Raw genomic sequence first — 15,623 nt, forward strand, 5'->3', positions numbered from 1 at the left:
TCTATAACGACACCTTAAGTAGCTTGATGCCCTTTGAACAGAGATTTTTGCTAAGCTTTTCATTAGTCGTCTGTCAATCTCTGGAGGAATTATGTCAGCTCTTACATCGGTTTCCGGCTTCCCTCGCATTGGGCGCGATCGTGAACTCAAAAAAGTCATCGAAGGTTATTGGAAGGGCAAGGCCAGCCTTGATGATGTTCGTGCCACCGCCAAGCAGCTGCGCGCCGAGCATTGGAAGCTGCAGGCCGACGCCGGAGTCGAACTCATCCCCAGCAACGATTTCAGCTATTACGACCAGATGCTCGACACTGCCATCCTGCTGAACGCGATTCCCGAGCGGTATCGTCGTCTTTCCTTCGAGAATCCCGAGGATACGCTCTTCGCGATGGGCCGTGGCTATCAGGGCCCGGAAGGTGACGTCACTGCACTGCCGATGAAGAAGTGGTTCACGACCAACTACCACTATCTGGTTCCCGAAATTAGCACCTCCACCCAGATTAAGCTCAATTCCACAAAGCCGTTTGACGAATTCAACGAAGCAAAGGCGCAGGGCATTCTGACCAAGCCGGTGTTGATCGGCCCTTATACGTTCCTCAAGTTGGCGCGCAATCCGCAGGCAGAAGAGCTGGAACTTGACCGCGGTTTGGTTGATGCCGTTTCCGGTGTGTACGCAGAAATCATCCGCAAATTCGCCGAACTGGGTGCAGCTTGGGTGCAGCTTGACGAACCATATCTGGTCCTCGACAAGGAGGACGGCGATGTCGAGCTCTTCAAGGCTCTGTATTCTGCCATTTTGCCCGCACGCAACGATGCGGAGAGCGGCAAGAATGTCAAGGTGCTGCTCAACACCTATTTCGGCAACATCGCCGATATCTATGAAACCGTGAACCTCTTCGAATTCGATGGAGTTGGCCTTGATTTGCTCGAGGGACGCGACGAGAATCTTGCCGCAGTCGAAAAATACGGCGTCTCCGAGAACACGACGATTTTCGCCGGTGTCATCAACGGCCGCAACATCTGGCGCAACAATTACGCACAGAGCCTTGGACTGATTGATGCGCTGAAGACCAAGACAGATAAGGTCGCAGTGTCGACGGCCTCGTCGCTCCTGCACGTGCCGTTCAGTACCGAAGGAGAAACCGGTTTGAAGCCTGAAGTGCTCAAGCACTTCGCCTTCGCTGTCGAGAAGGTCGGTGAGCTGGTTGACGTGGCTAACTTGGCCGATGCCGATGATACGTTGCGCAAAGAATCGCAGACGTTGGCCGATAATCAGGCCCTGTTCGACGGTAGCCGTATCGTTCCCGACCAGGCCGTCGCCAATCGTCTCGCCTCGCTTACCGAAAAGGACTTCGTCCGTCAGCCGGCTCGTGCCGAGCGCAGGAAGTTGCAGCATGAGGATCTGAATCTGCCGGAACTGCCGACCACCACCATCGGTTCGTTCCCGCAAACCCGTGAGATTCGTTCGATGCGCGCCAAGGCTCGCAAGGGCGAAATCGATCAGAAGACCTACGACGATTTCATCGCCGGACAAATCGACGAGGTCATCGCCCATCAAGAGCAGATCGGTCTTGACGTCCTCGTCCATGGCGAATTCGAACGCAACGACATGGTCGAATACTTCGGCCAGCACCTCAACGGTTATCTCTTCACCAAGAACGCATGGGTGCAGTCCTATGGCACCCGCTGCGTCAAGCCTCCAATCGTCTGGGGTGACGTTTCCCGCGCCGAGCCGATTACGGTGCGCTGGAGCAAGTACGCCCAGAGCCGTACCAACCACATCGTTAAGGGTATGCTCACCGGCCCGGTGACCATCCTCAACTGGTCGTGGCCGCGCGAGGACATCAGCAACGAGTTGCAGACCCAACAGTTGGCGCTGGCCATCCGCGATGAGGTGCTCGACCTCGAGGCCGCCGGTATCAAGGTCATTCAGATCGACGAGGCCGCACTGCGCGAAAAGCTGCCGCTGCGCCGTTCCGACTGGCACAAGAAGTACCTCGACTGGGCGATTCCTGCCTTCCGTCTGGTGCATTCTGCTGTCAAGCCGACCACGCAGATCCATACGCATATGTGCTACTCCGAGTTCAACGACATCATCAAGGACATCGATAACATGGATGCCGACGTGATTTCGTTCGAGGCCTCTCGTGGTGATCTCGTCGTGCTTGACGCCATCCACGACGCGCACTTCGAGACTGAAGTGGGCCCAGGTGTCTACGACATCCACTCGCCGCGTATCCCGTCGACGAAGGAACTGATTGACCGTATCCACGCCATTCTTAAGAAGGCCGATGCCAGCCGTGTGTGGATTAATCCCGACTGCGGTCTGAAAACTCGTGGCAACGAGGAAACCTGGCCAAGCCTTGAGCATATGGTCGAGGCTGCCAAGATCGTTCGTGCCGAACTTGCAGATGGTTCGCAGGCCGTGCGCCGCTAAATAAGTATTCATTAATCCCAGTGTGTGGCCGACATCAGTACGATGCCGGCCACACGATTTGTCACAGGAGACAAGATATGCATTCGCCGATTTTCTCGTTAGAGGTGTTCCCGCCGAAAAGCCATGCACCCGTAGGCACTATCTATGACACCTTGGATGGGTTGGAAGGGGTCAACCCTGATTTCATCTCAGTAACGTATGGGCACGGTGCCTTGCACGATCGCAGTCTCACTGCGCGCATCGCCAATACCGTCCGTCATGAATACGGTATTCCTGCCGTTGCGCATCTGACGGCGCTTTACAGCGACAAGGAAATCGTCGATGAGGCGCTTGACATGTTCCACAAGGCAGGCGTCACTGGTGTGCTCGCTTTGCGAGGCGACCCCGTTGAAGGCAATGAACCGTGCGGTGTGTTTGAGCATTCCAGTGATTTGGCCGCTTATATCCATGAGGTCGATCCCGATATGAAAATTTTCGGTGCTTGCTATCCCGAATGCCATATGGAAGCATCATGCCTCGAAGAGGATGTCGACAACCTCAAAAAGAAGGTCGATGCGGGCGTCAGCCACCTGATCACCCAGCTGTTTTACAACAACGAGGACTTCTACCGCTTCCTCGACCTTGCACGTTCGAAGGACATCGATGTGCCGATTGAGGCCGGAATCATGCCGATACGCAGTGCAAAATCCGTCAACAACATGACCACACGCAACGGTTCCGAGATTCCTTCTGCCGTGCAACGCCTTGTCGACAAATGGGGCGACGATACTCCAAGCCTGCAACAGGCCGGTATCGTCTATGCTTCCGAGCAGATCGCCGATCTGGTGGCGCATGGTGTCGATGGCATTCACCTCTACACCATGAACCGTCCTGCTCTTGCTCGCCGCATCTGGTCCAACGTCGAGCCGCTGTTTAAGGTTGTCGAATAGGGTTTTTCAGTGGGAACGGTTTTATGGAGCGATGGCAATTAATGAACATGTCGATGTTTTTGCCATTGGTCTTCTTCTTTGTCCTGTGATGAGGACTTGAATTGACGGAACTAGAGTTCTCTTGTTTTTTGGGCTGAAATATGGCAAATCTGGAGAGAAACCAAGCGTGAATCGGCGGAATTTTGGCGATTGCTATGCCGACAATGGCCGCAATGAGTATGGTCCATGAAGCGACGTCCTGCTTGAAATAGATAAGCACAAAAAACAAGATGATGAAAGCGATGCTCAGCCATTGTTGCCAACGGTTCTGCTCTTCCGTCGTCTTGAAGGTTCGCATTGGCATTGCGCCGAAAAAGATGCCTAAGGCTAGACCTATAAGACCTGAACAAATCGCGACGATGAGATTAATGGTGTTCATAGTGCTCCTATTTGATTTTGTTGGCAAGCGTTAATTTTCCATAAAGTAGAATTTGCGAAATCCTACCTACGTGATGAAAATGCTTCAATGCATGCGTCATCGACGTGTTGAACGATGGTCAGAAGTTCGGCAGAAATCTGAGATATCTTAAGGCATTGTAGCAAATCGTCTTTCATTGACTTCCGTCGTCAAGATCTTGCAGTTCTTTGGTCCTGTCAATAAGCCTGTTACGTTTGACGGCATTCTGGTACTGCTGTAATCTTCCTTCAGATTCACATGGGCTAATTTCTCCGTCGACACCGGCTATTTCGGCGATGATTTCTTCATAGCTGGTGTTGTTTGTTTCATGTATTCCCTTGATCCGTCCGTGGCGTAGAACAATGATGCGGTCGCTGACCGCGAAGACATCGGGGAGGTCGTGTCCTACCAAAACAACCGAGCGAGTTTGCGACCGTAATCGCTTGATGTAATTTAGCACTTCCGCTGTTTGCATCATCGACAACGATGAAGTGGGTTCATCCAAGAGAATGAGCTTCGGGTTGTTGAGCATCGTTTTTGCTAGGGCCACTGTCTGCTGTTGACCTGTCGAAAGCGATGAAATCGGTTGTCCTACGCGGATGGGGGAGTCGAATTCTTGCAGGATTTTTCGTGCTTCGGTATTCATCGCCATGTCATCTCTCATGCCATGGGCGTCATGTAATTCCTGCCCCAGAAAAAGATTTGATGATACATCAAGGTTGTTGCAGAATTCCTGTCCTTGAAACACCGAGACGATACCGAGGTCGTTTGCTTCACGGATGCTGTGTATGCAGGTGGGCTTGCCTTGAAAATCAAGTTTTCCTTCGCTTGGTTGTAGCAAACCTGCCATCAACTTGATAATTGTTGATTTGCCGGCACCGTTGTCTCCGACGATGGAGACAACCTCTTTTGGCCAGATGTCAAAATTGACTGATTTAAGAGCTTCGATGAAACCAAAACGTACGGTTACATTGTGCATGCTCATCAATGGCACTTCATTGTAAACAGACATCTTTGCCTCTTTCGTAAAACTCGTTGGTGAGTAGTATATCCTAATTATGCTTTTCAATGTTTTGCAAAGCGAGAATCGCTGCGCCTAAAGCTGCTCCATTGACGGGATACTTTGCGGGGATTACATCGATGGGCTTCAAAACATAGGGGAAAAGCAATCTTTGCAATGCCTCTGAAAACGGGTCGATAAAATCCTTGCCCGCTAGGGAGAGTTTACCCCTAAAACAATCACCTCAGGGTCAACGGATATGCAGAGGTCTGCACAGACATTGCCTATGCGAACTGCCGCGTCGGAAATGACCTTACGGCACCCTGGATCCCCCTGATTCGCCAAAGACACCAGATCGGTCAGCGTCATATTGCCGTGAGTGACACTCAACAATGAAATCAGACGGTCTTCGCCGACCACCGTGTCGAGGCATCCTCGATTGCCGCAGGTGCAGATACTGCCCAAAGGGTCTACTTGTATATGTCCGATTTCACCAGCCATTCCTGTGACACCATGCCAAAGTGCGTCGTTGATAACGATTCCTGCACCCGTTCCTTCTCCCGCTTCGACACAGACGAAGTCGGGTTTGCCTTGGACTGCACCGATGGAGTTCTCACATGCGGCTGCTGCATTGGCGTCGTTTTCGACAATGACGGGCACATGGAATGTGTTGGATAGCGGGGACGCAATATCTAATCCTTCCCATCCCGGCAAAACTCCAGGCAAAGAGACAGTATGGGTCCTGTTGTTCACTGGCGCGGAAACGGCGAGGCCTATGCTGAGGATCTCACTGGGCTCGGCGCCGATGTTGTTGATGGTTTCGTTGACAAGTACAATGGCGCGTTCGATTGTTGTGTCGGCCTTGTGATTTTTGGCCAACGGAAGGTTGTGTTCTGCGACGACTTCTTTGGATGCATCGATAATAGTCAGTAGTAGGTCATGGCGGCTGATATGAATGCCGATACTCAGACCATGCTGTCTGACTAGTGTGACAAGCACTGCTCGTCGACCGTTGCGTACTGTGTTCTGGGTGGTGAGTTTATTCTCTTCCACGAGCTGACGGACCAAAGTTGAGATGGTGGCGGTGGAAAGGCCGGTTGATTCAGCAAGTTCGATTTGGGTCATGGCTCCAAAATGCTGAATATGTTCAAGTATCGTTTCGCGATTTGCTTTGCGAAGTGAAGTCTGAGAGCCAAATAAACGTGCCATATGTTCAAGCATAACCGATAAAGGGGCGGTTAACGCTACTTTTCCGGAAATATACGACAATACATTAAATTTGAGAACTGAAACTAAAAAAGTAAAAAATGCAGTATTGAATTTGACAACTTAACATAAAAAGGGCAGAATAATCATAAATTCCAGAATGGTCTGGAATCAATCCCTCAAAAGCGAAGGAAAAAACATGAAGTTACCAAAGAAGGCTCTTGCTTTGGCGCTAGGCGCGGTGATGTGTCTGAGTGTTGGAGCGTGTGGATCATCGCGTAGCGGCCAATCGGCGAATGGTGGAAGCGAAATCAAAAAAGGTGACACCATTGGTATCTCAATGCCGACCAAGTCCGAGGAACGCGCTGGAACAAAGACGGCAACAATCTTAAGAAAAAGCTCGAGAATGCGGGGTACAAGGTTATTCTTTCCTTTGCCGATGATAAACCTCCGCAACAGAACGCCGATATCGAGAATATGGTCAACAACAATGCGAAGATTGTCGTGGTGGCTTCCAAAGACGGAACTGCTGTCGGGCCAGCTGTAGAAAAGGCTAAAGACGCCGGAGCCAAGGTCATCGCTTACGACCGTCTCATTATGAATACCAAGGCCGTTGACTACTATGCGACCTTCCAACTCGAACAGACTGGTGTGCTTGAGGCTAACTATCTTATTGATAAGCTCGGGCTGAAGAAGGGCGCCAAAGGTCCGTTCAACATCGAGCTTTTCTCTGGCTCGCCAGATGACAACAACGCTAAATACTTCTTCAAGGGTGCTTGGCAGCTGCTGCAACCGTATTTCAAGTCTGGTGTGCTGGTCAGTCCCTCGAATCACGGTGGCGGCGTAAAGGCCGATTTCAAGCTGAGCGATTGGCAGAAGATTTCTGTGCAATCATGGAAAGCTGAACAAGCCCAGAAAGACATGGAGTCGATCATTGATTCGACGTATTCTCATGGTGAGAAGCTCAATGCGGTACTGAGCCCCTACGATGGCATCTCTCAAGGTGTTATCAATGCCATTCAGGAGAAACGCCCCGATATGCAGCCAGGCACTGATACTTGGCCCTATATCACTGGCCAAGATGCTATGGAAATTGCTGTCGCGAACATTGCCAAAGGAACCCAGGGGCAGACGGTCTTCAAGGACGTGAACAAGCTCGCCGATGCGGTCTATGACATGATTCTCGAGATTGCCCAGAACAAGAAGGTCACAGGACTTAACGGCAAATTCAATAACAACGATATCGACGTCCCTTCAAAGTTGCTGAATCCACAGAACATCACTAAAGACAATCTCGGCGAGCTGGTCAAAGCCAATTACCTTACTCAGGATCGGTTCAATGCCCTTACTCAAGGTACAGATGTCAAGTAAGTTGTTTGGTCATTTTCGGTGTATGAGGCGTGCTGTTTCCGTCTCATACACCATGGTTGTCGGCAATAATAAGGAGGTATGAGAAATGCCGCATGATGACATCATATTGAGCATGAACAACATCACCAAGAAGTTCGGGACTGTCAAAGCACTTTCAGATGTGAATTTGGAGGTTCGCCGTGGTGAGATTCATGCCATTTGCGGTGAAAACGGAGCCGGTAAATCCACGCTGATGAATGTGTTGAGTGGAGTCTATCCATTCGGCAGCTACAGTGGCGACATCGTCTTTGACGGAAAGGTTTGCAAATACAAGAACATCAATGATTCCGAGGCTGACGGCATCGTCATCATTCAACAGGAACTTGCGCTAAGTCCCTATCTGTCGATCGCCGAAAATATTTTCATCGGCAATGAACAGGCAAAGGCAGGGGTCATTGATTGGAATGAGACCCGCTCCGAAGCCGCAAAGCTTCTCGCTCGCGTAGGATTGCCGGAAAATGTCGATACCAAAATCATGGATCTCGGCGTCGGCAAGCAGCAGTTGGTCGAAATCGCCAAAGCACTTTCAAAGAATGTCAAACTGCTGATACTTGACGAGCCGACGGCTGCCTTGAATGATGAAGACTCGGCTCATTTGCTCGATTTGGTTCGACAACTCCGTAACGAGCAGGGCGTCACCAGCATCATCATTACTCACAAGCTCAACGAGGTTGCGGATATTGCCGATGACGTTACCATCATCCGTGATGGTTCGACAGTAGGGCAGATGGAGATAACGGCTGAAACTCCTCTCGACCAGGACGAGCTCATTCGTAAGATGGTTGGGCGCGAGTTGACCAATCTGTATCCAGATCATCAAGCCAACAAGCCAGGGAATGAATATCTGCGGGTCAAGGATTGGACGGTCCATCATCCTCTTGATGCCGATCGCATCGTTGTTGACCACGCGAATTTCTACGTACGAGCTGGTGAGATTGTTGGCCTTGCAGGTCTTATGGGTGCCGGACGTACAGAAATGGCAATGAGCGTTTTTGGACGGTCCTACGGTTCCCGTATTTCTGGAGAGGTTTACATCAAGGGCAAAAAGTCAATCTTTCCAATGTCCAATCGGCTATCGATGCTGGGTTGGCCTATGCCACTGAGGATCGCAAAGTCTACGGTCTGAACCTTCTGCAGAACATTCGCGAGAATGCTTCTATGGCTTCGCTGAAGAAAATGAGCAAATTCGGAGTAATGGACGACAACGTCGAGCGTAAGGAAGTCGACGAATATCGCGAGAATTTCAACATCAAATGCACCAGCATTGATGAGCCGGTAAGCTCGCTGTCCGGTGGAAATCAGCAGAAGGTCGTACTTGCCAAATGGGTGCTTTCCGACCCGGACATCCTCATTCTCGACGAGCCGACTAGAGGCATTGATGTTGGTGCAAAATATGAGATCTATGAAATTATCGACCGTCTTGCCGATGAAGGCAAGGCAGTCATTGTGATTTCCTCTGAGCTGCCGGAGCTGATAGGCATCTGTGACCGTATTTATACGGTCAGTCAGGGCGTCATCACCGACAATGTAGATCGGCGAGGATTCACGCAGGAATATCTAATGAAGGGTATGACGAAAGAAAAGGAAGTGGCGGTACGATGAGCTCTACAACTGTGCCAAAAACCAAAGAACCTATTGAGAAAAAGAGGGGAGCAGCAGCGTTCTATCGGCAGTTGCCAACAACGCCCGTCAATACGGTATTGTCGCTGCGCTGGTGGTCATTATTGTTGCCTTCGAGATACTTACTAAAGGGGTTCTGCTGAAACCCAACAGCTTTGTTTCGCTCATTCAGCAGAACGCCTATGTGATTATTCTGGCGATTGGTATGGTGATGGTGATCATCGCCACCCATATCGATTTGTCGGTTGGTTCGCTGGTTGCATTCATCGGCGGTGTTTGCGCGTTGTTGATGGAGCGACAAGGCATGAATTGGGTCCTTGCAATCATCGTCTCTCTGATTGTAGGCCTCATCATCGGTTGCTGGCAGGGTTTCTGGGTGGCGATTGTTGGTATACCTGGCTTTATCACCACACTGGCCGGCATGTTGATATTCCGAGGTCTCGCCACTGTTATCGTTGGCGAGTCCGTACCGATTACCTCCCTTGCCTTCCGTGGAATTGCGCGTAACTATCTGCCAAATATCTTAGGGTTCTGGGGTCCGTTTGACGGGTTGAGTATCGTCGTCGGTGTCCTATGCATCGTGGCTTATGTATGGAGCCAAATCTCCAATCGCAAGCGCATGGAGAAGGTTGGTCTAGTTGCCGAGCCAATGGTCATGACCGTCATCAAGTGCGTTATCATTTCGTTGGTCATCGCCTTCGTCACCTATCTCATCGCTTCTTCTGGCAATGCCAATCAAGGCGGCATCCCGATTATGCTCGTCATTGTCGGTGTACTCGTCGTGGTTTACAACTTCATCCTTACCCGCACCGTCTTCGGCAGGCACGTCTATGCGGTGGGTGGTAACCGCAAGGCCGCTATTCTTTCAGGCATTAATACGAAGCGGGTCGACTTCATCCTATTCGTCCATATGGGCTTCCTGTCAGCTGTGGCTGCGATCTGCATGTTGTCTCGTCTTGCTTCGGCAACGGCTCAGACTGGCATGGAATTCGAAATGGATGCCATCGCTGCCTGCTTTATTGGCGGTACTGCGGTTGCTGGTGGTGTCGGCACTATTCCGGGCGCAGTGGTTGGCGCGTTCGTGATGGGTGTTATTAACCAGGGTCTGTCAATCATGGGTGTTGACACTGCTGTTGTTAAGACCATTAAGGGTCTCGTGCTTCTGCTTGCTGTAGCTGTGGATATCATGTCCAAACGCAAGAAGAACTGAGCAGCTCTCTCTAACGATTGAACAGTGCATGTTGAATTTGCTCAAACGGTGATTCGCATGCACTGTTCGACGTAACCGTCATTGGCTGTTTGTTGGTCAAAGAATATTGATGTATGAAAAGATGAATCTGATGAAACTTTCTGAACATAGTCGTGGTTTGCTGTATGCGTTTATGTCTGCTGCATGCCTCATTTGGCTTGTCCAATCCAGCAGCGAAGCTTTCAAATCCGGTACGTTCTTTACTTGGCCCAATCTTATTTTTGTCTGCTGTATGGTTGTAATAATCGGTTATGGCATGTATGCCGCATTTCAAAGCTGGGCGACAACAGATAAAGCCGATAATCAAAAGAAGAATACTGAGGAGTAGACGAATTTACGCTGATTAGAAAAGCCTGCCCGGGTTGTAGATTGGGATTATGGAAGCTTCCAAGGAATTTGAAATCACGACCCATGACCTCATTCACGCTGGAGTGCAGAGTCTGGGAGAGGCACGAGATCGATTGAGGCATTTATCGTGCCTAGGTTTCGATGCAAAGTCCTTGCAAGCTGTTTTGGATGCGTTGCAACGGGCTTGTGACCCGGACGTGGCCTTGCAACATTTGGTTGACATCTTTGATAGTGAAGAAGAAAATGTTGTTGACGATTCGTCGACTTCTGCTTTGTCAAAAAGCAATTCGGCGATATCGAGTTCAGACCAGCACGAATCTTCTCTGACCGCACTGCTGAATGAACCGCAGGCGTTGTCCCGACTTATCGCCGTCTTGGGGGCTTCGGACTCACTTGGTGGTTTGATGCGTTCCAACCATGATTTTGCCCTTGCATCAGGCTTTGATCCTTGTGGGAGTCTTCAGTTTACCCGTCAAAAACGAATCGAATATATGGCAGCCGAGGTTGAGGCGGCGATTTCGAAGCAATCTGATTTGTCTGCTTCCTCTCTGGCTGCCGGAACCGAAGCGTTGCGCAAAAATTATTATTTACAGCTGGCGGCCATCATGGCGGAGGATGCGGCCGCGGACGATCCTGTGAAGATACAGCCACGGATCAGCGCGATGTTGTCTGATTTGGCCGATGCCGCCATCTCTTCGGCGCTCGCCATTGCTAAGGCCAACGTTCCTGACAGTGGATGTTGCGGGTTCACGGTTATTGGCATGGGCAAACTTGGCGCCCAGGAATTGAACTATGTTTCTGACTGTGACCTGGTTTATGTGGTCGAGCCTCTGGCATCATCGGATGACGGACGGCAAATCGACAACGCAACGCTGACCAGGATTGGCACGAAAATCGGAACCTTATTACAAAAAATTTGCCAGTCGGTGATGCCGGGAGTCGATATGCCGCCGCTTTGGCAGATTGACACGGCGTTACGGCCGGAAGGCAAAGACGGTCCGCTGGTTCGGACTATCGATTCCTGCCGTGTCTATTACGATAAGTGGGCAAGCAACTGGGAGTTCCAGGCGTTGCTCAAAGCTCGTGTCGTTGCCGGTGACGAGGGATTGGGCAAGGAATACCTTGATATGACCAGACCGTTGGTCTGGTCGGCTTCGAAACGAGACAATTTCGTTTACGACTGCCAGAAGATGCGCAGGCGCGTCGAAGACAATATCGCGCCGGATCTGCGCGAACGTGAGATCAAGCTCGGCAAGGGCGGACTGCGTGATGTCGAATTCACCGTGCAGATGCTCCAGCTCGTTCATGGCCGTTCCGACGAATCGTTGCGCGGCCGTTCCACATTGGGTGCATTGCAGTCGCTTTCGGAGGGTGGCTATGTCGCCCGCCCGCAGGCTGCAAGGCTTGATGAGGATTATCGTTTTGAAAGAGTGTTGGAACATCGTGCACAGATGTGGGAACTCAAACGGACACATCTTTTCCCTGATTTAGGCAAGGCCAATGAGGGTGGGGTCGATATCGTTCGCAACGCAGACCCACGGGCGATTGACGACAATCCTGATTTGCGTCGCCTCAGTCGAGCCTTTGGCCTGTTGCCGGACCAGTTGGTAGACAGATACGACAAGGTAAGGCGTGAGGTCCGTCGTCTTCATAGCGATATTTATTATCGGCCGATGCTGCCTATCAATGCGCAGCTTGACGACGACCAGGTCACGTTGAGCGACAAGGCAACTCGCGAGCGCTTCGAATCCATCGGTTTTGCGGATCCTGACGCAGCGATGCGTCATATCAAGGCGTTGACCGAAGGTGTCTCCCGAGCCGCCAAGATTAACCGGATTCTCCTGCCGTCGATTCTGCAATGGCTGGCGCAGGGGCAGAACCCCGACATGGGGCTGCTGCAATGGCGTAAACTCGAGGAACGTTTTGGCGGCGGAAGCCAGTATCTCGGTTTCCTACGCGATTCGCCGCAGGCGCTTATCAGGCTGTGCCATATTCTTTCGAATTCAAGACTATTGGGCGATTCGCTCAACCGCTCTATCGAATCGGTGACCTGGCTGGGCGATGATGAGATGCTCATGCCACGTACCCGCGAAAGTCTCGATGTGCGGGCAAAAGCCGCTGTCTCACGCTATGCCGACAATATGAATGATTTCGCCACTTCCATCCGAGCCATGCGTCGTCATGAAATCGAACGTGTCGGCTTGGGATGGACTTCGAACGTCTTTGATGATGGTGTTGGATTGGCCGGAATGACCGACGTGTACGATGCCGCCATCGAAGCCGCGTTGCAATGGGCCATTCGCCATCAATGTGCGGCGATGAAGCTTGATACCGCTCCGGCGGCCATCGCTGTTATTGCCATGGGGCGCTACGGCGGATGCGAGGTCAACTTCTGTTCCGATGCCGATGTCATCATGATGTATCGCCCTGTACATAGCGCAGAAGGCGGAAGCGATAGTGATAGCCAAAAGATTGTCGCGGAATTCGCACGCAACGTCGTCAACGATCTGCGCAACATCCTTCAAGGTCCCGCAAGTCTTGAACCCAAGATTGACCTTGACTTCGGGTTGCGGCCGGAAGGCAAGAACGGCCCGCTCATTCGTTCCTATGAATCCTGTCGCGATTACTACACCAAATGGTATAGCACCTGGGAGTGCCAGGCGTTGCTTCGGGCTCGTTATGCTGCCGGAGACCGGCAATTGGCAGAGGATTTCCTGACTCAGCTGGCCAATCCGCTACGCTACATGGACAGGTCTTTGACCGATGAGGAGATCGGTGAGATTCGTAAGCTTAAGGCGCGCATGGAAGCGGAACGCCTGCCGCATGGTGTCAAGCGCAGTCAACATCTGAAGCTCGGTGCAGGTGGGCTTTCCGATGTCGAATGGACGGTGCAGCTGATGCAACTCGAGCATGCGGGAGAGCATGAGAGTCTGCGGGTCAGCTCAACACTCAAGGCGCTTGATGAACTCGAGAACCTGGGATATATCGAAGCCAATGATGCTGATGCGTTGCGCAAGGCATGGAAAATGCTCACCGCCGCACGCAACGGCAACTATCTGTGGGGTGCGCGACTGTCGCAGGCCGATGTGCTGCCATCCGATTTCAACGGACTCGGGGAGTGGCAACGTTCTTGGGCTACGACGCGAACCGAGGCCAATACTTCGGCAACGACATCCAGGCCGTAATGCGCCGCTGCCGCGAGGTGATGGAGCGGTTGTTCTACGGACTGGAATGATTTGGTTGTGCAGCAATCGGATTCCGGGTTATTCGCGGCATATTGCGTGCATAAGAAGCGATATTACCCGTGATTGAAGTCGGATTAGTCACTTGTACCAGACATGCTCAGACATGAGAAACGTGTGATTCGTGTCGTTGTGTGCGGGTAAGTTGTCAATGGTCACACCAAGTGGCCACCTTGGTTAAGAAAGGTGAGCCGATGTCGATAACACAAAAACCTAAAAATCCCATTGACGGGGTTGGACGATCATCGTTGGTCGGTTCCAGCGTGGTGACGTTGGACAGTATACCGATTTCCGAGATTCAATCATTGCTTGACAAGGCGCAATACATTGATTCTCATCGTAAAGAAGTGGCGAACACCTGCAATGGCCGGGTGTTGGCCACTTTGTTTTATGAGCCCAGTACACGCACGCGTCTGAGTTTTGAGACCGCGATGCTGAGGCTTGGCGGCAAGGTCATCGGCTTCGCCGGCGCCCAACTTTCCTCGGCCACCAAGGGTGAGACCATCCATGACACAGTCAAGGTCGTTTCCCAATACGCCGACCTTATTGCCATGCGCCATCCTAAGGAAGGTGCCGCGTTGGTCGCCGCACAGTCCTCCGATGTGCCGGTCATCAACGCTGGTGACGGCGGACATATGCATCCCACGCAGACCTTAGCCGATCTTTCCACCATTCAAGCAAGATTTGGACGTGTCACCGACCTGACCGTGGGCCTTTGCGGCGATCTGACGTTCGGCCGCACCGTCCATTCGCTGATTACCACGCTCTGCCGGTTCGGCAACGTCCGGTTCGTGCTCATCAGCCCCGACGAACTCAAGACTCCGCAATATGTGCTTGATTGCATCGATCAAAGCCCGACCTGCTCATACGTAGAGGCCAAAGATTTGTCTGCGGTGATTGGTGATCTCGATGTGCTCTATATGACCCGCGTCCAGAAGGAACGGTTCTTCAACGAGGATGATTACCTGCGCTTGCGCGACACCTACATCCTAGACGAAGGCAAGATGAAGCTTGCCAAGCCAACGATGGCGGTGCTGCACCCGCTGCCGCGCGTCAACGAAATCGCCAAGGAAGTCGACGACGACCCGCGCGCTGCCTACTTCGAGCAAGTGCGCCGAGGCATGCTCATGCGCATGGCGCTGGAAAGCTCGGTACTCGGCGACGAACTGCCTGGGTATGAGACGAACAAGGAGGTGTTGGCCTGATGGAAGTCACAAGCATCACCAACGGTATCATCATCGACCATGTGGACGCGGGAACTGCGCTCACCGTGTTGCACTATCTCAAGGTCGACCCGGCCACCACGAAGCTGGCGCTTATCATGAACGCCAGCAGCCACGCGCTGGGCGCCAAGGACATCATCAAACTTGAGGACGTCGAAGACCTAAGCCTCGACGCACTCGGTTTCATCGCTCCACGCGCTACCGTCAACATCGTTCGTGGCGGCAAGATTGTCGAAAAGGCCAAGCCGGAGCTGCCGCAGCATCTGGTCGGCATCATCTCGTGCAAGAATCCGCGTTGCGTGACCACTTCTGAAACGGGTTTGGAGCAACGGTTCTATCTGGCCAATGCCGAACGTCGCGAATATCGTTGCGATTACTGCGACGAGGAAGCAAAACGGTAACTAACACTGCTGTCAAGTTCATAGATTCTGTTGCACTAATGATTGGAATCCAGACGCAGGCTTGAGCGTCTGGTTGCGAGAGTAATCAAGTCAGAACATATAAGAAATAACCAATAAGCGGTTAC

At 51.8% G+C, this 15,623-nt stretch carries 7 protein-coding genes and 5 pseudogenes; 9 read left to right on the top strand and 3 right to left on the bottom strand.

Annotation, left to right across the window (positions count from 1 at the left end):
- The first annotated feature begins 91 nt into the window (after positions 1-91).
- Together metE and metF are read left to right on the top strand one after the other, a co-directional pair.
- Positions 92-2,434: a 5-methyltetrahydropteroyltriglutamate--homocysteine S-methyltransferase gene (metE, locus tag OZX57_RS04080; protein ID WP_277162822.1), complete on the top strand. Its 2,343-nt coding sequence runs from the start codon at positions 92-94 to the stop codon at positions 2,432-2,434.
- Positions 2,435-2,511: 77 nt separating this feature from the next.
- A complete protein-coding gene (gene metF / locus OZX57_RS04085; protein ID WP_277162823.1) occupies positions 2,512-3,363 on the top strand; it encodes a methylenetetrahydrofolate reductase [NAD(P)H] in 852 nt (283 codons plus the stop codon).
- On the opposite strand, the gene OZX57_RS04090 is transcribed toward metF, so the two are convergent.
- The 3 genes and pseudogenes from OZX57_RS04090 to OZX57_RS04100 all read right to left on the bottom strand — a co-directional run bounded on the left by OZX57_RS04090 (position 3,347) and on the right by OZX57_RS04100 (position 6,008).
- Positions 3,347-3,781, bottom strand: a complete 435-nt coding sequence (locus tag OZX57_RS04090) for a hypothetical protein (RefSeq protein ID WP_277162824.1) — start codon at positions 3,779-3,781, stop codon at positions 3,347-3,349. The genes metF and OZX57_RS04090 overlap by 17 nt on opposite strands.
- 172 nt (positions 3,782-3,953) lie before the next feature.
- A complete protein-coding gene (locus tag OZX57_RS04095; protein ID WP_277162825.1) occupies positions 3,954-4,811 on the bottom strand; it encodes an ATP-binding cassette domain-containing protein in 858 nt (285 codons plus the stop codon).
- A gap of 40 nt (positions 4,812-4,851) precedes the next feature.
- A pseudogene (locus OZX57_RS04100) lies at positions 4,852-6,008 on the bottom strand (ROK family transcriptional regulator).
- Positions 6,009-6,204: 196 nt separating this feature from the next.
- Between OZX57_RS04100 and OZX57_RS04105 the strand changes: the two are divergent.
- The 7 genes and pseudogenes from OZX57_RS04105 (at position 6,205) to OZX57_RS04135 (ending at position 15,498) form a co-directional block, all read left to right on the top strand.
- A pseudogene (locus OZX57_RS04105) lies at positions 6,205-7,376 on the top strand (sugar-binding protein).
- A gap of 85 nt (positions 7,377-7,461) precedes the next feature.
- Positions 7,462-9,017: pseudogene (locus OZX57_RS04110) on the top strand (sugar ABC transporter ATP-binding protein).
- 52 nt (positions 9,018-9,069) lie between these two features.
- A pseudogene (gene mmsB / locus OZX57_RS04115) lies at positions 9,070-10,245 on the top strand (multiple monosaccharide ABC transporter permease); the annotation flags it as partial.
- A 109-nt stretch (positions 10,246-10,354) separates the two neighbouring features.
- A complete protein-coding gene (locus OZX57_RS04120; RefSeq protein ID WP_277162826.1) occupies positions 10,355-10,612 on the top strand; it encodes a carbon starvation protein in 258 nt (85 codons plus the stop codon).
- Positions 10,613-10,661: 49 nt separating this feature from the next.
- Positions 10,662-13,867 (top strand): annotated as a pseudogene (locus OZX57_RS04125) (bifunctional [glutamine synthetase] adenylyltransferase/[glutamine synthetase]-adenylyl-L-tyrosine phosphorylase).
- 255 nt (positions 13,868-14,122) lie between these two features.
- Complete coding sequence (pyrB, locus tag OZX57_RS04130; protein ID WP_277162932.1) at positions 14,123-15,079, top strand: aspartate carbamoyltransferase; 957 nt, start codon at positions 14,123-14,125, stop codon at positions 15,077-15,079.
- Positions 15,079-15,498 (top strand): aspartate carbamoyltransferase regulatory subunit, encoded by a 420-nt coding sequence (locus OZX57_RS04135; RefSeq protein WP_277162827.1) that lies wholly within the window; start codon positions 15,079-15,081, stop codon positions 15,496-15,498. The genes pyrB and OZX57_RS04135 overlap by 1 nt, the downstream gene beginning before the upstream one ends.
- Positions 15,499-15,623 lie beyond the last annotated feature (125 nt).

Origin of the sequence: Bifidobacterium sp. ESL0682 (assembly GCF_029392815.1) — a bacterium.
Taxonomy (GTDB): Bacteria; Actinomycetota; Actinomycetes; order Actinomycetales; family Bifidobacteriaceae; genus Bifidobacterium.